Below are 18006 nucleotides of genomic sequence, written 5' to 3'. Positions count from 1 at the left end.
GGCTAACCTCGCTTTAACGACACAATCGTACAACAAAATCATGTCGATCGACCAAGGCGATTGGGACGATGGCGCCCGTGCGAGCGCCAGCACGCTGCTTGCGCGCGCGGCGGCAGCGGCGCGTCATGTCGACCGCCGCCTGGCCGAGGCAATTGACGACTTCTTCCTTCCCGACGATTCGCGGCTCGACGACCGGACGCGCGCGGCGCTCGCGGCGACGCTGACTGCGATGGTCGCGGTGGTCGAACACGATCTCCGCCAGCGCGCTGCCACACTCTTAGCCGGCGTGGATCCGGCATTGATCCAGCGGATCAACAGTGGTGCGCCGGTGCTCGACCGCCTGGTCGGCAGCGGATTGCTGCGCGATTTCGACCTGATGCGCGAATTGATCGCGCGGACCCGGCAGGATCTGCTGGTGGACCTGTTGCCTGCCTTGCCGCCCGATGAGATCGGCTCGGCCAGCCTGCTCGCGCGGTTGGCCGGAAGTGCCGACGCCTGGGTCGCGGATGCGGCGCTGACCATGATGGCCGCCGAAAGCCGGCGTCGCGGGCTGATCGACAGCAATCGGCTGGAGCGGACCGAACTTCCGGCCGAGCTGCATCACAGGTTGGTCTGGTGGGTAGCGGCGGCGATTCGCGAACAATTGGGGCCGAGCAATGCAGATCGCATGATCGTCGAGGCGGCGTTGCATGCGCTCGCCGACCATGACGAAGGCGACCGTCTGGAAAGCGCGGCGATGCGGCTTGCCGCCACGATCGATCCGCAACCCGCGGAGCTGGCGACGGTGCTGAGGCATGCGCTGGGGGATCGGCGAGTGGCGCTGGTCATCGCATTGCTCGGGCATACCCTGGGCATCGACTATGCGACGATGCGGCAGATCCTGCTGGATGGCGGCGAGCAATTATGGCTGGTGCTACGCGGGGCCGGGCTCGACCGGGCGACGGTCGCCCGGATCGGTCTCAGCCTGTGCGAAGCCGACCCGCGCCGCGACGTCGAAGCCTTTGCCGATCAATTGGCAGCGATCGCTGCAGTCACGCCCGACGAGGCGCGTGGAGCGCTTGCGCCGCTCCGGCTCCATCCCGATTTTCGCACGGCGATGGCAGATCTGGAGAAGCGTCGATGAGCGCGGTCGACGCAGGCTTGCCGCCCGTTCACGGCTTCGTCGATCGCGATGGCCGCCTGGTAGACGCCGGGCCGCGACTCGGCGATCTCAACATTCGTGCCGGCGGTGCGCTCGGGGAACCGTTCGCCGTGCCGCAGGTCGCCATGCTCGCGCGGCTGGCCCAGCGGTTGGGGATCACGGTCGCGCGCCACGTGCTGGTCGCCGACGGACCCGATGAGGTCGAATTGTGGGTGCGCGCCGATCCGGTCGACGACGGCGTGCGCCTGGAGCTGAGTGGCTGGAAGCTGCGCGCGCCTTGGACACCGCCGGTGGACCCGGCGCGGCGCGACCGCGATCTGTTGCTGCAAGGCGCCGATTGGTGGTGGGAAACCGATGCGACCTTGCGGTTGACGACAGTAGCCGCGGGGGCCGAGCGGTTCGGGGTGACGCCTGAAAGCGCACTCGGCAAGCCGCTCGCGTCCTTGTTCGCGCTGGAGATGGATGCCGAAGGCGCGATGCCGATGCTCGGTGTGCTGACGGTGCATCAGCCGTTCGAGGGGCAGGCGGCGACGGTGCGCGCGACCGGGCAAACCGTGACCTTGTCAGCTAATCCCACGCTCAACGCGGAGGGCCTGTTCGCGGGCTATATCGGCGCGGTCAGGGTGGAAACGCGCGAGCTGCCGCAACCGGCGGACGATCGTGCCAGCGATCCGCTCGATGCGTTCAGCGCGCGGCTCGATCGCGCATTGCGCACGCCGCTCGGGCGCATCATCGCCAATGCCGACAGCATCCATGCCCAGACGGAGGGGCCGATCCGGCGCGATTATGCGGATTATGCGTCGGACATCGCCAGCGCCGGACGGCATCTGCTCGGGCTGGTCGACGATCTGGTCGATCTGCAGGCGGTCGAGCGGCCCGACTTCGCCCCAGCGGCGGAACCGATCGACCTCGCCGATATCGGGCGGCGCGCGGCCGGCTTGCTCGGCGTCCGCGCGGCGGAACGCGGCGTCAAGATCGACGCGCCGCAGGACATCGACCGCGCGCCCGCGACCGGCGAGTTCAAGCGCGTGTTGCAGATCCTGGTCAATCTGATCGGCAATGCGGTGCGCTATTCGCCCGATGGCGGCATGGTCTGGATTCGCACCCATCGCGATCGCGGCGCGGCGGTGATCATCGTCGCCGATCAGGGCAAGGGTATCGCCCCCGAGGATCAGGCGCGCATCTTCGAAAAATTCGAACGAGTCGATCCCAGTGAGCCGGGCGGGAGCGGGCTGGGTCTCTATATCGCGCGGCGGCTGGCGCGCGCGATGGGCGGCGATCTGACGGTCGATTCGGCGCTGGGGCAGGGCGCGCGCTTCATGCTGACCCTGCCTGGGGCTGGTGCCTAGCGCGCGGAGGCGCGAAAGATTTGCTCGCACGAAGCCACAAAGGCGCAAGGAAGAGTAATTTCGCGCAGAGGCGCAGAGTGCGCGGAGATTATGGGCGCTAAAGCGCGCTTTCTCGTTGCCGGGGAATGAAAGGCTGCTGACGCGGCCGTGCGATACACCTCAGCGTCCTCTGCGCCTCTGTGCGAACCAAATCTTCGTGCCTTGGTGTCTTTGTGCGAGAACTCTTACCGACCAGCTCTCGCGGACGAACTGAGCAGGCGCGATTCTAGCGCCGCCCGATCCATACCAGCACGATACCACCCGCCGCGAGCAGCGCCCCCCAGAGCGCCCAGATGCGCATGTCGAGCATGAAGCTCGATGCCGGCCAGTGGACCAGGCCGAGGCCCTGGCCCACCCACAGCAGCCCCATCGCGATGCACAGCGCACCGAAGACTTGGAGCAGCAAGCGCATCAGCGCTGGCCGATAGGGGTATAATCGCGCTGCGTCGGGCCGGTGTAGAGCTGGCGGGGACGGCCGATCTTCTGCGCCGGATCGCTGATCATCTCGTTCCACTGTGCGACCCAGCCGACGGTGCGGGCGAGCGCGAACAACGCGGTGAACATCGTCGTCGGGAAACCGATCGCCGACAGGATAACGCCCGAATAGAAATCGACGTTCGGGAATAGCTTCTTCTCGACGAAATAAGGATCGTTGAGCGCCATATGCTCGAGCTGCAGCGCGACCTCGAACACGGGATCGCTGACCTTGAGCGCGTCAAATACCTCCCGCACCGTCTTCTGCATCACCGTCGCGCGCGGGTCGTAATTCTTGTAGACGCGATGGCCGAAGCCCATCAGGCGGAACGGGTCGTTCTTGTCCTTCGCGCGGGCGATGAATTCGGGAATGCGATCGGGCGTCCCGATCTCGCGCAACATGTTGAGCGCGGCCTCGTTGGCACCACCATGCGCAGGGCCCCACAGGCAGGCGATGCCGGCCGCGATGCATGCGAACGGATTGGCGCCCGACGAGCCGGCGAGCCGGACGGTCGAAGTCGATGCATTCTGCTCGTGGTCGGCATGGAGGATGAAGATGCGGTCGAGCGCGCGCTCGACGATCGGATTCACCTCATAGGGCTCTGCCGGCACGCCGAACGTCATGCGCAGGAAATTACCCGTATAGCTCAAAGAGTTATCGGGATAGAGGAACGGCTGCCCGACGCTGTATTTGTACGCCATCGCCGCGATCGTCGGCATCTTGGCGATCAGGCGGTGCGACGCGATCATCCGCTGGTGCGGATCGTTGATGTCGGTCGAATCGTGATAGAAAGCCGACAGCGCGCCGACCACCCCGCACATGATCGCCATCGGATGCGCGTCGCGGCGGAACCCGCGATAGAAGGTCGCGAGCTGCTCGTGCAGCATGGTGTGGCGCGTGATCGTGTGGGTGAATTCGTTGAGCTCGTCCTTCGACGGCAACTCGCCGTTGAGGAGCAGATAGCTCACTTCCATGAAGCTCGACTGTTCGGCCAGCTGGCCGATCGGATAGCCGCGGTGGAGCAAAATGCCCTCATCACCATCGATATAGGTCAGCGCCGATTCGCAGCTGGCAGTCGAGGTGAAGCCCGGGTCATAAGTGAACATACCCGTTTCGCTGTACAGCTTGCGGATATCGACCACCTGGGGGCCGACCGAACCGGACATCACCGGATAGTCGTGATTCCCGAACTTGAGGGTGTTCGTGTCGGCCATATAACGTTCCTTCGAATTCAGGCTGCCATCCGGTCGGATATGCGGCCCAGGCTTTCTTCGCGGCCGAGGACGGCGAGTACGTCGAAAATGCCGGGGGAAGTGCGCTTGCCGGTCAGCGCCGCGCGAAGCGGCTGCGCGACCTGGCCGAGCTTGACCCCGGCGTCTTCGGCGACTTGCCGAACCGCGTTTTCGAGCGCCTCCGTATCCCAGTCCACGACGGCGTCAAGCGCCGTGTGAAGGCGCGCGAGCAAGGTGGGTGCCTCACCCTGAAGCAGCAATGCTGCATCTGCGTCCATCGGCAGCGGTCGGGCGTGGAAAAGGAACATGCTGCCCTCGGCCAACTCAATCAGGTTGGCGGCGCGCGGCTTGAGAAACGGCATGGTGCGGCGCAACAGTTCGCGCTGCGGCGGGGTCAATTCCAGCGGGATTCGCGGGGCGACGAGGTCGGCGAGACGAGCATCATCTGCCTCGCGGATATAATGGCCGTTCAGGTTCTCGAGCTTCTTCAAATCGAACCGACTTGGTGATTTTCCGACGCCGTCGAGGTCGAACCATTCGATCGCCTGGGCGCGGCTGATGATCTCGTCATCGCCATGCCCCCAGCCAAGCCGCAACAGGTAATTGTCGACCGCTTCGGGCAGCAGGCCCATCTCGTCGCGATAGGCGTCGACGCCCAGTGCGCCATGGCGCTTAGACAGTTTGGCGCCATCCGATCCGTGAATCAGTGGGATATGAGCATAGACCGGTTCCGGCCAGCCCATCGCGCGATAGATCGGCAACTGGCGAAATGCGTTGTTGAGATGGTCGTCGCCGCGGATGACGTGAGTCACGCCCATGTCGTGATCGTCGACCACCACCGCCAGCATATAGGTGGGCGTACCGTCCGACCGCAGCAGGACGAGATCGTCGATCTCGCTGTTCTGGACGGTGACCTCGCCCTGGACGCGATCGTGGATCGTCGTCGCTCCCTCTATCGGCGCCTTCAGGCGGATGACGTGCGGCGCCTGCGGGTCGTTGGGCATGCGATCGCGCCACGGCGAGCGGATCCGGAGCGGCTTCTTCGCCGCTTCCGCCTCGGCGCGCATCTGGGCGAGCTCGTCCTGGGTCAGATAGCAGCGATAGGCCGCGCCCTTTTCGACCATCTCATACGCGACCTCGGCGTGACGTGCGGCGCGCGAGAATTGATAGATTTCGGGCCCGTCCCATTCTAGGTCGAGCCAGCGCATCCCCGCCAAAATGGCGTCAATTGCGGGCTGCGTCGATCGCGCGCGATCGGTATCCTCGATGCGTAGGAGGAATTTGCCCCCGTGATGTCGCGCGAACAGCAGATTGAACAACGCGGTGCGCGCGCCGCCAATATGCAGAAAGCCGGTCGGCGAAGGCGCGAACCGGGTGACGACGTTGGTGACGGGTGCGCCGGATGTTGGCGCCCCGGAGTCAGAACTGGCGCTCAACCGCGCATGCTCCCAGGCTGGATGACTGATGGCGACCGTCGCCGCCGCGCGCCCTAGCACGCGGTTCCGACCGCTTCAAACGCTGGCGGCACGATGCACGCGTGCGCGCCGTGCACTCGAACATGGATTGGAGGCCGAGCGCGATCAACTTCCCTTGTGGCTGCCGGTGGCCTTGGGCGGCGGCATTGCTTTGTGGTTCGTGCTCGACGATCCGATGCAATGGATCGCAGCGATGCTCGCGCTGGCCGGCATCGCGATGGCGGCAATCGCGATCGGGCAAAGCGGGCGCGCCAGCCGCGCTGTGGCGTTGGCCGCGGGTTTGGCGGCGTTGGGACTGGGGCTGGCGTGGTGGCGCGCTTCCTATGTTACGCAACCGGTGCTGGCGCGGCCGGCGATTGTCATGCTGACCGCGCGAGTCGAGAGTATCGAGCCGTTGCCGGCGCGCGACCTCGTCCGGGTGAGCTTGACGCCGATCGCGGCGCAGGCGGTCGCCAGCCCGAAACGTCCGAACTGCAGCAGGAAAGGCGGCGCGCCTTATGGTGCCGGAGGGCGGGGATGCGACGATCGGCCGAGGCCGCCGCTCGTACTGCCGCCGCACGTCCGAGTGAATATCGCGAACACCGATGTGCCCGCCGGCCTTGGACCTGGCGCGATCATCAAGCTGCAGACCCGGTTGATGCCGCCAAACGAGGCTACGGTGCCTGGCGCCTACGATTTCCGGCAAGTGGCGTGGTTCGCCGGACTTGGCGCGACGGGCAAGGGAAACGCGCCGGTCAAGGTGATCGAACCGGGCAGGGAATCGAACGGCCTGCGCGCGGCACTGGCGGCGCATATCCAGAGCAAGGTCGAAGGTAGCGCGGGCGGGATCGCCGCTGCACTGGCCGCGGGCGACGAGGGCGCGATCTCGCTGGACGATGCCGACGCGATGCGGCGGTCGGGGCTCGCGCATCTCCTGTCAGTGAGTGGTCTGCATATTACCGCAGTGGTCGTCGCGACGATCTGGGCGGTCACGCGACTGCTCGCCTTATGGCCATGGCTGGCGCTGCGGGTGCGGATCCCGGTGGTCGCTGCGGGGGCCGGTGCGGTCGCGGCGATTGGATACACTCTGCTTACGGGCAGCCAGGTTCCGACCGCGCGATCGTGCATCGCCGCGTTGCTGGTGTTGGCGGCGCTTGCCATGGGCCGCGAGGCGATCACCTTGCGGCTGGTCGCGGCCGGCGCCTTCATCGTCCTGCTACTCTGGCCCGAGGCGCTGGCGGGGCCGAGCTTCCAGCTCAGCTTCGCCGCGGTCGGATCGCTGATCGCGTTCCACGAGCAACCGCGCGTCAAGCAATTATTCGAGAAACGCGACCAGGCCTGGTGGCGCCGTATCGCGCGCGAAATCGGATCGTTGCTGCTGACCGGCCTGGTGATCGAAGCCGCGCTGGCGCCGATCGCGCTGTACCATTTCCACAAAGAGGGCATGTATGGCGTCGTCGCCAATATCGTCGCGATCCCGCTGACCACCTTCGTCATCATGCCGGCCGAGGCGCTGGCGCTGGCGGCCGACGCGATCGGCCTGGGCGCGCCGTTCTGGTGGGTGACCACGCACGCGCTCAACCTCTTGCTGTGGATCGCGCGTACTGCGGCCAAAGCGCCGGGGTCGGTGGCGATGCTGCCCGGCATGCCGGCCGGCGCGTTCGGGCTGATGATCCTGGGATTGTTATGGCTGATGCTGTGGCGCTCGCGAATCCGTCTTGCCGGTCTTGCGCCGATGGCGATGGGCGCGGCCTGGGCGCTGGCGATCCCGGCACCCGATCTGCTGATCTCGGGCGACGGCCAGCATCTCGCGGTGCGCACGCCCAATGGCGGCGTCGCGATCCTGCGCGACAAGGCAGGGGATTATACGCGCGACACGATGACTCAGAATGCCGGGGTGGATGGGGAGGCGATGCTGCTGTCCGATCAGCCCTTCGCCCAATGCACGCCGGACGCCTGCCTCGCTCTGGTGCAATCCGGAGGACGGATATTCCGCGTCCTCGCGACGCGCAGCCTGTACCAATTGCCGTCCGACCAGTTGATCGCCGCGTGCCGCGCGGCGGACATCGTCGTCAGCGACCGGCGGTTGCCCTCAGCGTGCCGGCCGATTTGGCTCAAGCTCGATGCGCCGTTCCTGCGCCGCACTGGCGGAATGGCGATCAGCCTGGCCAGCGGACGGATCGTCACCGTCCGCCAGCCTGGTGATCGTCACCCTTGGGTTATGTCGGGTTCGCGTTCTAATCGTAACGGCGCAACAGGCCGGCGAGGCGGCCCTGGATCCGCACCTGCTGAGGAGCGTAACGCTGCGGATCGTAAGCGCGATTGGCCGGATCGAGCCGCACCATAGCACCTTCGCGGCGGAAATATTTGAGTGTCGCTTCGCTTTCCTCGATCAGCGCGACGACGATTTCCCCGTCGCGTGCCACGTCGGTGCGGCGGATCAGCGCGTAATCGCCGTCGAGAATGCCGGCCTCGACCATCGAGTCACCGGCGACTTCCAGCGCGTAATGCTCGCCGCTGCCGAGCAAGGCGGCGGGGACGGGGAGCATCGACGATCCCTCGAACGCTTCGATCGGCACGCCGGCCGCGATCCGGCCGTGCAACGGGATCTCGATCACGTCGTTGGCGGGTTCGGGAGCGGGTCGGAAATTGTTCGGCTTGGGCTGGGCGGCCACGGCACGCTTGCTGTCGGCACGTTCCGGCATCTTGAGCACTTCGAGTGCGCGTGCCCGATTGGGCAGGCGCCGTAGGAACTGCCGCTCCTCGAGCGCCGAGATCAGGCGATGCACGCCGGACTTCGACTTGAGGTCGAGCGCCTCCTTCATCTCCTCGAACGACGGCGACACGCCGGTTTCGTTCAAGCGATCGTTGATGAAGCAGATCAGCTCATGCTGCTTCTTGGTGAGCATCGACGTTCCTCCGTCCAGAACAGACGCGGAACTTTTACGGAACGTTGCGGATCAAGTCAAGCGAGCGGCAAGATGTCCACAGTATCGCCGATCGCGGCTGGCGGCGCGTGCGGCGGCCGCACGATCAGACACGTCGCGCGCGCCAGTGTGGCGAGCATCGAACTGTCCTGCATGGCGGCGGCCGAGACGCGGCCGTCGACTAACGTTCCGCGCAGATAATCCTGGCGGTGGTCGTTGGCGGGAAGCGGGTCGGCGAGTTCCGCGCGGAGCATCCGCGGCAACGGATTCGCCGCGCCGGCCATCGCGGCGATCAATGGCCGCAGGAACAAGGTGGCGGTGACGAATGCCGATACGGGGTTGCCTGGCAGACCCAGCATTATCGCCTCGCCGAGGCGCCCCGCGAGCATCGGCTTGCCCGGCCGGATCGCGATGCGCCAGAAATCCACCTCTCCACCTGCCGCTTCGAGCGCCGGGCGTACCAGATCGTGATCGCCGACCGAGGCGCCGCCAGTCGTGACGATAATATCGGCATTCGCGCCGGAGAACGCCGCGACGAGCGCGTCGAGCCGGTCGGGGAGGATCCCTGCTACAGTCACGTCGATCGGCAGATCGGCGAGCATCGCCGCCAGCATCGCGCTATTGCCTTCAGGGAGTGCCAGCGGATCGTCGCTGGCCGTGCCGGGCGCAATGAGCTCGTCGCCCGTCGCCAGGATGGCGATGCGCAGGCGGCGATTGATGTTGAGCGCACCATGCCCGCCGGTCGCCGCGAGCGCGATGGCGGCCGGTGTCAGGCGCATACCGGCGCCGATCAGCACCGCGCCCCGCTCGAAATCGAGACCCTTGCGCCGCACGCTCATGCCGCGGCGCGGTGGTCCCTCGCCGGCGAGGAGCAGCTTGCCGCCGGCGCGCTCGGCCTCTTCCTGGACAAGCACGCTGTCGGCGCCCGCGGGCATCGCCGCGCCGGTGAATATCCGCACCGCCTCGCCGCGCTCCGTCGCACCGCCAAAGGCGCGCCCCGCCGCGCTTTCGCCGATCACGCGCCAGGGGCCGGGCAAGTCGTCGAACCGGATCGCATAACCATCCATCGACGACAGATCGGCGCCGGGCTGCGCACGCAGGGCGATGACGGGCTCGGCGGTCCAACGCCCGGCTGCCGAGGTCAGTGGCATACGCTCGGTCGCGACGCGTGGTGCCATCGCAAACAGGCGCGCCTGGGCATCGGCGACGAGAAGCAGCGAGGTCATCCTTGACGCCATGCCACAGCCCGTGGCGCTTTCGCCAGCGGTTCGCCGCGCGGCGAACCCCGTCAGCCCGCCGGATGCGGCTTGACGCCCGACCAGGTCCAGGCCTTGATCTTCCAGCCCGCTTTGCCCTTTGACAGCACGAAGGTCATCTCGCCTTCCTCGGCAATCCGCGCGCCCTTTTCCCGGTAGGCATAGACCGTCGGAATGATGACATAGGCCCTGGCACCGTCGATTTCGCGGCGTGTCGGGGCGCCATATTTGACCGATCCGTCGGATATTCCGGTCGCTTTCGCGTGCTTGTCGTAATCGGCCGCCCATAGCTGCGGCGCCTTGGGGCCAATCCAGAGGTGCGGCGCGAATTCGTCGATGATCGACACGTCGCCCTGCACGTAAGCGGCATAAGCCGATTTGGTGTCGCCGGTGTTGAAGCCGTCGATGAACTGACGAATCGGTTTGGTCAGTTCGCTATCGGCGGCGGGCGCGGCGGCCGTAATCGGCGCGATCAACAATACCGCAAGCGGCAGCAGAAACAGTTTTTTCATTGGCTTCCCCCCTCGGAATGCACGCAAGCGTGAGCCTGGCGAGACGGGTGGTCAACGCGCGCCGGACAAGACGCTGTGATCTTCCGGAATAGTCCGGTCGTTCAGGGCTTCCGCCGGTCACCCCGACTTGCCGCGAGTCTCGGAGAGCAGGCCGGCTGGCCTTTCGTGCTATGACACAGGATGGGGGATTTGGCTGATGGGCTTCATCGCGGGTTTTTTCCGGTGGCTTTGGACATTGGCGCGGATCGTCTGGCCGTTCGCCGGCTCGGGGCAGATGTTCCGCGGCGCGGGGACGTTGTGGACGTTCCTGTTCCTTCTGCTCTGCATCGTCTTCGCCGTCGCCTGGATGTTCGGCATCTCGCCGTCCGAGTTGAGCGCGTGGTTCGATGCGCATGGCGCGACATTGAACTGGATCGGCGGCTGGCTGTGGCGCCTGTTTTGGGGCGCGGTATTGGGGTTGTGCGGTCTGGTCCTGTTCTCGGTCGGGCTCGAGTTCTTCGGCGCGCGCGCGGCGGATGCGAAGGACACGCCGCGCGACGTCAAAGGCGGATGCTGCGGGCTGATGTTCGTCGTGGTGGCCGGCTATATCGCCTGGATCGCGATAACGATGCCGCTCGACTAGGGCGCCTGCCAGTCGCCCGACTTGCCACCGGTCTTCGACAGCAGACGGATCGAGTCGATCGTCATCGCCTTGTCGATCGCTTTGGCCATGTCGTAGATCGTCAGCAGGGCGACCGAGACGGCGGTCATCGCCTCCATCTCGACTCCTGTGCGGCCGGTGGTGGTGATCGTCGCGGTTGCGGTCACGCCGTCGCTGTCGACCGAAAGGTCGATGGCGGCGCTGGTGATCGGGAGTGGGTGGCACAGCGGGATCAGCTCGCCGGTGCGCTTGGCGGCCATGATCCCGGCGATCCGTGCAGCGGCGAGCACGTCGCCCTTCGGCACATCGCCTGTCCCGATCGCTGCAGCCGCTTCACGAGACATCGATATGCGTCCGGTCGCGACCGCACGGCGCTCGGTTTCCGGCTTGGCGGACACGTCGACCATCCGCGCGGCACCCGTCTCGTCGAGGTGCGTCAAATTCCCCTCCCGCTCGCGGGAGGGGTTAGGGGAGGGGGTGTCGCTTTGGGACATGAAAAAGACATGCCCTCCCCCGACCCCTCCCGCAAGCGGGAGGGGAGCTAACTACCCAGCAATTCTTTGGTTGCCGCGGCGATATTCTCCGCCCGCATCAGGCTTTCGCCGACCAGGAAGCAGTTCACACCATGCGCGCGCATCGCTTCGAGATCGGCGCGCGAGGTGAGGCCGCTTTCGGCGACGAAGGTGCATCCCGCCGGCGCCTTGCCGATCAAGTCATAGGTACCGGCGAAGCTGATCGAGAAATCGCGCAGGTCGCGATTGTTCACGCCGATCAGCCGCGACTTGAGCTTGAGCGCGCGATCGAGTTCCTTCTCGTCATGGACCTCGACCAGAACGTCGAGCCCGCAATCGATCGCCGCGGCCTCGATCTCGGCCATCCGCGCATCGTCGAGCGCGGCGACGATGATCAGGATCGCGTCGGCGCCGAGCGCACGGCTTTCATGCGCCTGCCACGGATCGATCATGAAGTCCTTGCGCAGCAGCGGCAGCGGCACGGTCTCGTGGATCAATGCGAGATAGGAATCGTCGCCCTGGAAATATTGCTCGTCGGTCAGCACCGACAGGCAAGTGGCACCGCCCTTGAGATAGGCGAGCGCGTGTGCCGGCGGATCGAAGTCCTCACGGATCACGCCCTTGGACGGGCTCGCTTTCTTGACCTCGGCGATCAATGCCGGGCCGCTCTTCGCCTTCTTGTCGAGCGCCTTTCTGAACCCGCGCGGCGTGTCGCGGCGGCTGATCATCGCTTCCAGGCTGGCGAGCGAGGTGGTCGCTTTCTTCGCCGCCACTTCGGCGCGCTTGGTTTCGAGAATACGGTCGAGGATATTGGTCATTTATAGGCGATCCAGCAATCGAGCAGCGCGTTGGCAAGACCCTTGTCGATCGTCTCCGCAGCTTCCTCGGCGCCTTCGGTGAGCGTGTCGGCGGCGCCTGCGACGACCAACGCGGCAGCGGCGTTGATCAGCACCGCGTCGCGATACGCGCCGTGCTCGCCCTGGAGCAATCGGCGCAGCGCCGCGGCGTTATAGGCGGGGTCGCCGCCATGGATCGCCGCGATTGGATGGCGCGGCAGGCCGGCATCCTCGGGGGTGATATGCGCGGGCAACGACAATCGGCCGACGCTGACCGCGACGGTCGGACCGGCGCCGGACACCTCGTCCAGCCCTTCCTCGCCCGACACGACCAGCGCCGCTTCGGTGCCGAGCTGCTCGAGCGCCTCGGCATAGGTGTCGGTGTAATCGGGCCGCGCGATGCCGATCAGCTGGCGCGTGACGTGCGCCGGGTTGGCGAGCGGACCCATCAGGTTGAAGATCGTGCGCCGTCCGATCCGGCGGCGGATCGGGGTGATGCGCTTCATCGCCGGATGATGGTTGGCGGCGAACAGGAAGCAGATGCCGAGATCGTTGAGCGTCGCCTGGGCGAGCGCCCCGGCACGTTCCATGTCGAGCCCCAGCACCTCCAGCGTGTCGGCGGCGCCTGCCTTGGAGCTGGCGGCACGGTTGCCGTGTTTGGCGACGGGTACACCGCTGGCAGCGACCACTAAGCTGACGGCGGTCGAGACGTTGAGCGTGTGATGGCCATCGCCGCCGGTGCCGCAGACGTCGATCGCATTGGTCGGCGCGTCGATCGGGATCAGCCGGGCACGCAGGGCACGCGCGGCCTCGGCGATCTCGATGCTAGTCTCGCCACGGTCGGTCAGTGCGATCAAGAACTCGGCGATCGCGTCTTCGGACGTCTTGGCGTCGAGAATGTCGGCGAATGCCTGTGCCGCCGATTCGCGCGACAACGGAGCCGATGGATCGGGCAGCGGCACAAAGCTGGTCACGCCAGCGCCTTCGCCTTCAGCCCGGCAAGCTCGAGGAAATTGGCGAGAAGTTGATGCCCATGTTCGGTGGCGATGCTCTCGGGATGGAATTGCACGCCATGGATTGGCAAGGTTGCGTGACGGAACCCCATCACGAAGCCATCCTCGGCGCGGGCATTGACGATCAGTTCGGCCGGGACATCCTCGACCACCAGCGAATGATAGCGGGTCGCCTGGAATGGCGAGGGCACGCCCTTGAACAACCCGGTCCCGTCATGGGTGATCGCCGACGTCTTGCCGTGCATCAGCCCGCCGCGAACGACATGCCCGCCGAAATGCTGGCCGATCGACTGATGCCCCAGGCACACGCCGAGCAGCGGCCGTCCGGCGTCGGCGGCGGCGGCGACCAGATCCAGGCTGACTCCCGCTTCGTTGGGCGTGCAGGGGCCGGGCGAGATCAGGAACGCCTCGGCGTTGCTTGCCAAGGCGTCGCGCGCGGTCAACGCGTCGTTGCGCACGACCTGAACATCCTGTCCGAGTTCCATCAGATAATGGACCAGGTTCCAGGTGAAGCTGTCGTAATTGTCGATCACCAAAATCATTGCCGCCCGCTAGCGCGTTCGCTGCACCGCGACAATCGTCGTTGCGCCCTCGTTTCGCCGTGTTTCGGCCTGCCAAGCGCTGGAATGATACGGGATCGATCCTATCTGGGGGGCGTTGAAGTGCCCAAAGAAAGGTCGCACCGATGATCCGTACCGCGTTCGCAGCCCTGGCCTTGCTTGCCGTGCCCATGGGCGCAATGGCGCAGGACAAGTCCGATAAGCAGGCCGATACCGGCCAGCCCGTCAAACGGATTCGCTCGGTGGTCGTGGAACCCGACCAGAAATGTCCGCCGTCTACCGGAGACGAGATCGTCGTGTGCACGACGGTCGACGATCCCTATCGCATCCCCAAGGCGCTGCGCGGCGCCGGACCGATCCCGCCCGCGCGGCAGAGTTGGGTCAATCGCGTTGCGGCCGATGAGCAGACCAGCCGCGAGGCCGCGGGCCTGCCCGATACCTGCTCGCCGGTCGGGTCGGGCGGTCAAACTGGCTGCGCGCGGTCGGCAGCGCGGGCCTGGGCGGCCGAGCGCCGCGCCAAGGCCAACGGCCAGTCGGACGACCAGTAGAGCCTATTGCCCAAAGCGAGCGTCGCCCGCCCGGGCGATCGCCTCGCGGGCGGCGGCGAGCAGCGCGCCCGCTTTCGCCTCGCACTCGCGCTGTTCGTAGACCGGATCGCTGTCGGCGACGATGCCGGCACCGGCCTGGACATGCATGACGCCGTCCTTGACCACCGCCGTCCTCAGCACGATGCACGAATCCATCGATCCGTCGGGCGAGAAATAGCCGACCCCGCCGGCATAAGCGCCGCGCGCCTCGTGCTCGAGCTCGGCGATGACCTGGCAAGCGCGAACCTTGGGCGCGCCTGATACCGTCCCGGCGGGGAACCCCGCGAACAGCGCATCGACCGCGTCCTTGCTACCGTCGAGTTCGGCGACCACGTTCGAGACGATGTGCATCACATGGCTGTACATCTCGATCGTATAGCTGTCGGTGACCTTGACCGAGCCAGGTGCGGCGACACGGCCAGCATCGTTGCGGCCGAGATCGAGCAGCATCAGATGCTCGGCGCGTTCCTTGGGATCGGCGAGCAGCGAGCGGCGGTTTTCCTCGTCTTCGGTGGCAGATTTGCCGCGCGGGCGCGTCCCCGCGATCGGGCGGATCGTCACTTCGCCGTCGCGTACGCGCACCAATATCTCGGGACTGGAGCCCGACAACGCGAAGTCGGGCAAATCGAGGAAATAGAGGAACGGCGAGGGGTTCACGCGTCGCAGCGCGCGATAGAGCTCGATCGGTGGCAGTGCGAAGGGCGCGGTGAAACGCTGCGCCAGGACGACCTGAAAGATATCGCCCGCCGCGATATAATCCTTCGCCTTCAATACCATGTCGCGATACGCGCCGTCCGGCAGCACCGGGGTCAGCGCGACATCACTCGGGTCGCCGCGCGGCGCCGCCGGGATCGGTGCGTTCGCCAGCTTGGCGGCGACGCCATCGATCCGCTCCTCGGCAAGAGCCAGCGCTGCCTCGGGCGTGAGCCCGCTATCGGGCCAGAGCGGCGCAACCAGAAACAATTGATCGGCCAGCCGGTCGAAGATCAGCACCGTGGTCGGCCGCACGAAGATCATATCGGGCAGGCCGAGCCCGGGATCTGCGGGGCGGGGCAAGTCCTCGACCAGTCCAACGGTCTCATAGCCGAAATAGCCGACCAGACAGGCGAGCGCGCGCGGCAGTTCGGGCGGAACGTCTTCCATCCGGCACGAGGCGACGAGTGAGCGGAACGCCGCCAGCGTGGGATCCGCGCAGGGCTCGAACGCGGCGCGATCGGTCAGCCAATGGCGGTTGATCGCCGCGCGCTCGCCGTCCGCGCGGAACACCAGATCGGGCGCGAGACCCAACAGGCTGTGACGTCCGCGCACCGCGCCGCCCTCGACCGATTCGAGCAGAAAGTCGCCCCGCCCGGGCTCGATCAGCTTGAGTGCCGCGGCGACCGGCGTCTCGGTGTCAGCGACCTGACGCCGCCAGACGAGGGCCGGACGTTCGGCCGCGAGCGCGGTCAGCGCGGCATCGGCTCCTTCGATCATCGCCTTATTGCGGCTGGTCGCCGCCGTCGCTGCCCTGACCGAGCAGGTCGCGGCGCAGCGCGGTAATTGCGGCGTCGTTCTTCTTTACGCCGACCTTGTTGCGCACAGCGCTGGCGAATTGCTGGCGATATTCGTCGCCCATGCTCGCGCCGAGATCGCCGCGCATCTTGTCGATCAACTGGGCGTTGCCGGCGGCATTGCCCTTGTCGATCGAGTCGACGACGATGACGAACCAGCCACCCTTGTACGGCGCCTCGACCAGCGACGCGCTGCCCTTGGGCTTGCTGAACAGCAAGACGAGCGGGGCAGGCGGCTGCTTGGTCGCGAACAGCTGGGCGCGATTGGCCGACATCGGCTTGGTCGCATCGAGCTTGATGCCCGATTCGGCCATCGCCTGGGCGAGCGGGACGCCTTTGTTGACTTTGCCGGTGATCGCGTTGGCGACGTCGCGCGCCGCCTTGACCTGGCGGTCGATGACGACGTCCTTCTTCACCTGGTCGGCAATCGTCGCCAGCGGCTGTGGGGCGGCCGGAATGACCTTGTCGAGCTTGGCGACCGCGAAGCTGCCGTCCTGGCCGTACGGCACCAACTGGGGATCATCATCGGTCTCGGACTGGAAGGCGAGCTGATAGAGCGTCGTCTGGTTGGGATCGGGCTTGACCGGGGTCGCCGACGTCGGATCGGTACCGTTGGCGGTCAGTGGCGTGGTCGCCTGGACCGTCAGGTTGAGCTTGGCCGCGATCTGGTCGAGCGTCTGGCGATTGGTGATCGCATCCTCGATCTGGTCGCGCAGGGTCTGCGCGATGGCCGCCAGTTTCTGGTCGGTCAGTTCTTTGACCAGCTCGGGCTTGGCCTGGTCGAGGGTTTTGCCCGCGACCTTGGTGATCTTGTCGAGATGCGCGACCACCCAGCCGAGCGGCGTCTTGACCGGACCGATCACCGCGCCCTGCGCTGCACCGAACACCTGGTCGGCCAGGGCTGGCGTCGCCTGGCCGGCATAAGCGGTCTTGTTGACGTCGTTGATCGCTGCGGCCTCAAGCCCCAGCGCCTTGGCCGCAGCCTCGATCGCCGTGCCGCCGCGGACTTTCGCCGCGAGATCGGTGGCAGCTTTCTGGTCCTGCAACACGACTTGCTTGAGCGACCGGTTTTCACCCGCATCGAACTTCGCCTTTTGCGCCTGATAGGCCTTGGCGATCTCGTCGTCGGTCGGGGTGGCGCGCTTCTTGAGTTCGTCGAGCGTGATCAGCGCATAGCGGGCCGAGCGGCGCTCGGGGATCGTATAGCGCGCAAGGTTGCGGGTGTAATAAGCGTTGGCCTCGGCGTCGGTGACCGGCGCGCCGGCGGGCATCTTCTTGGTGTCGACGAAGGCGACGGTGCCGTTGCGCTTTTCGAGCAGCATCGACGCGTAGGAGGTTGCGACGCCCGCGGGACCCTTCAGCTTGTCGGTCGCGTTCGCTGCGATCGGACCGAGCATCAATTGGGTCATCAGGTCGTGGCCCATCTGATCGTGGAATTGCTGGTCGTTGGATTTCAGCATCGCCAGCAAGCGGTTGTAATTGTCCTTGTCGAACTTGCCGTCGAGCCCGCGTACGCCGGGGATATTCGCGATCTGATTGTCGATCAACGACTTGCCGACGCGGATGCCCTGGCTGTGGCCGAACTGTTCCATCGCCATCGAGGTCAGCCGGCTTTCGAGCGGGCCATCGAATCCGCCGCGGCTGATGAACTCCGCCATGGTGAGCTGCGGCGCCTGATTGCGGTACATGTTGAGCATGCCGTCGGTGGCATTGCGCAGATCGGTCACCGAGACAGTATCGTTGCCAACGGTCGCGGCGGTCGCGGCGTTTTGCCCGCCCAGCGCGTTCGACCGCAGGCCGGTGACGTCGCCCAGCCCGAACGCCACGCCGATCAGGCCGACGATGATCAGCGTGACGAGCGCGCCGATGCGCGAAAAGATGATCTTGCGAATGAAAGTGAGCATGGGGGCCGATCGTTGGTCC

General features: G+C 66.2%; 17 protein-coding genes. 5 read left to right on the top strand and 12 right to left on the bottom strand.

What is annotated here, in order from left to right:
• The first annotated feature begins 40 nt into the window (after positions 1–40).
• Together AC1DRD_RS13280 and AC1DRD_RS13275 are read left to right on the top strand one after the other, a co-directional pair.
• A complete protein-coding gene (locus AC1DRD_RS13280; RefSeq protein ID WP_478041734.1) occupies positions 41–1123 on the top strand; it encodes a DUF2336 domain-containing protein in 1083 nt (360 codons plus the stop codon).
• The gene (locus AC1DRD_RS13275) at positions 1120–2490 is read left to right on the top strand and encodes a PAS domain-containing sensor histidine kinase (RefSeq protein WP_478041733.1); all 1371 of its coding nucleotides are present in this window, start codon (positions 1120–1122) and stop codon (positions 2488–2490) included. The genes AC1DRD_RS13280 and AC1DRD_RS13275 overlap by 4 nt, the downstream gene beginning before the upstream one ends.
• Positions 2491–2755: 265 nt before the next feature.
• On the opposite strand, the gene AC1DRD_RS13270 is transcribed toward AC1DRD_RS13275, so the two are convergent.
• Genes AC1DRD_RS13270 through gltX form a run of 3 tightly spaced genes read right to left on the bottom strand, consistent with a single transcriptional unit; the run spans position 2756 to position 5672 of the window.
• Positions 2756–2941: a hypothetical protein gene (locus tag AC1DRD_RS13270; protein WP_478041732.1), complete on the bottom strand. Its 186-nt coding sequence runs from the start codon at positions 2939–2941 to the stop codon at positions 2756–2758.
• Entirely contained in the window at positions 2941–4218 is a 1278-nt protein-coding gene (locus tag AC1DRD_RS13265; RefSeq protein ID WP_478029237.1) for a citrate synthase, read from the bottom strand. The genes AC1DRD_RS13270 and AC1DRD_RS13265 overlap by 1 nt, the downstream gene beginning before the upstream one ends.
• A 17-nt stretch (positions 4219–4235) precedes the next feature.
• The gene (gltX, locus tag AC1DRD_RS13260) at positions 4236–5672 is read right to left on the bottom strand and encodes a glutamate--tRNA ligase (protein ID WP_478041731.1); all 1437 of its coding nucleotides are present in this window, start codon (positions 5670–5672) and stop codon (positions 4236–4238) included.
• 28 nt (positions 5673–5700) lie between these two features.
• On the opposite strand from gltX, the gene AC1DRD_RS13255 reads away from it, so the two are divergent.
• On the top strand, positions 5701–8037 hold the full coding sequence (locus AC1DRD_RS13255) for a ComEC/Rec2 family competence protein (protein WP_478041730.1): 2337 nt from the start codon (positions 5701–5703) through the stop codon (positions 8035–8037).
• On the opposite strand, the gene lexA is transcribed toward AC1DRD_RS13255, so the two are convergent.
• The 3 genes from lexA to AC1DRD_RS13240 form a co-directional block, all read right to left on the bottom strand.
• Positions 7928–8599: a transcriptional repressor LexA gene (gene lexA, locus AC1DRD_RS13250; protein WP_084238460.1), complete on the bottom strand. Its 672-nt coding sequence runs from the start codon at positions 8597–8599 to the stop codon at positions 7928–7930. The two genes, AC1DRD_RS13255 and lexA, sit on opposite strands and share 110 nt — an antisense overlap.
• A gap of 56 nt (positions 8600–8655) precedes the next feature.
• The gene (locus AC1DRD_RS13245) at positions 8656–9843 is read right to left on the bottom strand and encodes a molybdopterin molybdotransferase MoeA (RefSeq protein ID WP_478041729.1); all 1188 of its coding nucleotides are present in this window, start codon (positions 9841–9843) and stop codon (positions 8656–8658) included.
• 62 nt (positions 9844–9905) lie between these two features.
• On the bottom strand, positions 9906–10385 hold the full coding sequence (locus tag AC1DRD_RS13240; protein WP_478029233.1) for a hypothetical protein: 480 nt from the start codon (positions 10383–10385) through the stop codon (positions 9906–9908).
• 196 nt (positions 10386–10581) lie between these two features.
• Between AC1DRD_RS13240 and AC1DRD_RS13235 the strand changes: the two genes are divergently transcribed.
• Positions 10582–11007, top strand: coding sequence for a hypothetical protein (locus AC1DRD_RS13235; RefSeq protein WP_478029232.1), 426 nt, complete (start codon positions 10582–10584; stop codon positions 11005–11007).
• Here the strand turns inward: AC1DRD_RS13235 and moaC are convergent.
• The 4 genes from moaC to AC1DRD_RS13215 are packed head-to-tail and all read right to left on the bottom strand — an operon-like array spanning position 11004 to position 13928.
• A complete protein-coding gene (gene moaC / locus AC1DRD_RS13230; RefSeq protein ID WP_478041728.1) occupies positions 11004–11519 on the bottom strand; it encodes a cyclic pyranopterin monophosphate synthase MoaC in 516 nt (171 codons plus the stop codon). The two genes, AC1DRD_RS13235 and moaC, sit on opposite strands and share 4 nt — an antisense overlap.
• Positions 11520–11566: 47 nt before the next feature.
• Positions 11567–12355 carry an indole-3-glycerol phosphate synthase TrpC gene (gene trpC / locus AC1DRD_RS13225; RefSeq protein ID WP_478041727.1) on the bottom strand — a complete coding sequence of 263 codons (789 nt, stop codon included), beginning with the start codon at positions 12353–12355 and terminating at the stop codon, positions 11567–11569.
• Positions 12352–13347, bottom strand: a complete 996-nt coding sequence (trpD, locus tag AC1DRD_RS13220) for an anthranilate phosphoribosyltransferase (RefSeq protein WP_478029230.1) — start codon at positions 13345–13347, stop codon at positions 12352–12354. The genes trpC and trpD overlap by 4 nt, the downstream gene beginning before the upstream one ends.
• On the bottom strand, positions 13344–13928 hold the full coding sequence (locus AC1DRD_RS13215; protein ID WP_066824862.1) for an anthranilate synthase component II: 585 nt from the start codon (positions 13926–13928) through the stop codon (positions 13344–13346). The genes trpD and AC1DRD_RS13215 overlap by 4 nt, the downstream gene beginning before the upstream one ends.
• A gap of 143 nt (positions 13929–14071) precedes the next feature.
• Here AC1DRD_RS13215 and AC1DRD_RS13210 point away from each other — a divergent pair, with 143 nt between their 5' ends.
• Positions 14072–14494 carry a hypothetical protein gene (locus AC1DRD_RS13210; protein WP_478029229.1) on the top strand — a complete coding sequence of 141 codons (423 nt, stop codon included), beginning with the start codon at positions 14072–14074 and terminating at the stop codon, positions 14492–14494.
• 3 nt (positions 14495–14497) lie between these two features.
• On the opposite strand, the gene AC1DRD_RS13205 is transcribed toward AC1DRD_RS13210, so the two are convergent.
• Together AC1DRD_RS13205 and AC1DRD_RS13200 are read right to left on the bottom strand one after the other, a co-directional pair.
• A complete protein-coding gene (locus AC1DRD_RS13205) occupies positions 14498–16006 on the bottom strand; it encodes an anthranilate synthase component I family protein (protein ID WP_478041726.1) in 1509 nt (502 codons plus the stop codon).
• Positions 16007–16010: 4 nt separating this feature from the next.
• The gene (locus tag AC1DRD_RS13200) at positions 16011–17987 is read right to left on the bottom strand and encodes a peptidylprolyl isomerase (protein ID WP_478041725.1); all 1977 of its coding nucleotides are present in this window, start codon (positions 17985–17987) and stop codon (positions 16011–16013) included.
• Positions 17988–18006 lie beyond the last annotated feature (19 nt).

This window comes from Sphingomonas sp. P4_G2 (assembly GCF_056401155.1).
This window is presented reverse-complemented; position numbering and strand designations above follow the sequence as displayed.

What these genes read in the sequence shown, in the direction of transcription:
- AC1DRD_RS13280 (WP_478041734.1), top strand. Translation starts at nt 41, where the DNA reads ATGTCGATCGACCAAGGCGATTGGGACGATGGCGCCCGTGCGAGCGCC.
- AC1DRD_RS13275 (WP_478041733.1), top strand. Translation starts at nt 1,120, where the DNA reads ATGAGCGCGGTCGACGCAGGCTTGCCGCCCGTTCACGGCTTCGTCGAT.
- AC1DRD_RS13270 (WP_478041732.1), bottom strand. Translation starts at nt 2,941, where the DNA reads ATGCGCTTGCTGCTCCAAGTCTTCGGTGCGCTGTGCATCGCGATGGGG.
- AC1DRD_RS13265 (WP_478029237.1), bottom strand. Translation starts at nt 4,218, where the DNA reads ATGGCCGACACGAACACCCTCAAGTTCGGGAATCACGACTATCCGGTG.
- AC1DRD_RS13255 (WP_478041730.1), top strand. Translation starts at nt 5,701, where the DNA reads ATGGCGACCGTCGCCGCCGCGCGCCCTAGCACGCGGTTCCGACCGCTT.
- lexA (WP_084238460.1), bottom strand. Translation starts at nt 8,599, where the DNA reads ATGCTCACCAAGAAGCAGCATGAGCTGATCTGCTTCATCAACGATCGC.
- AC1DRD_RS13245 (WP_478041729.1), bottom strand. Translation starts at nt 9,843, where the DNA reads ATGACCTCGCTGCTTCTCGTCGCCGATGCCCAGGCGCGCCTGTTTGCG.
- AC1DRD_RS13240 (WP_478029233.1), bottom strand. Translation starts at nt 10,385, where the DNA reads ATGAAAAAACTGTTTCTGCTGCCGCTTGCGGTATTGTTGATCGCGCCG.
- AC1DRD_RS13235 (WP_478029232.1), top strand. Translation starts at nt 10,582, where the DNA reads ATGGGCTTCATCGCGGGTTTTTTCCGGTGGCTTTGGACATTGGCGCGG.
- moaC (WP_478041728.1), bottom strand. Translation starts at nt 11,519, where the DNA reads ATGTCCCAAAGCGACACCCCCTCCCCTAACCCCTCCCGCGAGCGGGAG.
- trpC (WP_478041727.1), bottom strand. Translation starts at nt 12,355, where the DNA reads ATGACCAATATCCTCGACCGTATTCTCGAAACCAAGCGCGCCGAAGTG.
- AC1DRD_RS13215 (WP_066824862.1), bottom strand. Translation starts at nt 13,928, where the DNA reads ATGATTTTGGTGATCGACAATTACGACAGCTTCACCTGGAACCTGGTC.
- AC1DRD_RS13210 (WP_478029229.1), top strand. Translation starts at nt 14,072, where the DNA reads ATGATCCGTACCGCGTTCGCAGCCCTGGCCTTGCTTGCCGTGCCCATG.
- AC1DRD_RS13205 (WP_478041726.1), bottom strand. Translation starts at nt 16,006, where the DNA reads ATGATCGAAGGAGCCGATGCCGCGCTGACCGCGCTCGCGGCCGAACGT.
- AC1DRD_RS13200 (WP_478041725.1), bottom strand. Translation starts at nt 17,987, where the DNA reads ATGCTCACTTTCATTCGCAAGATCATCTTTTCGCGCATCGGCGCGCTC.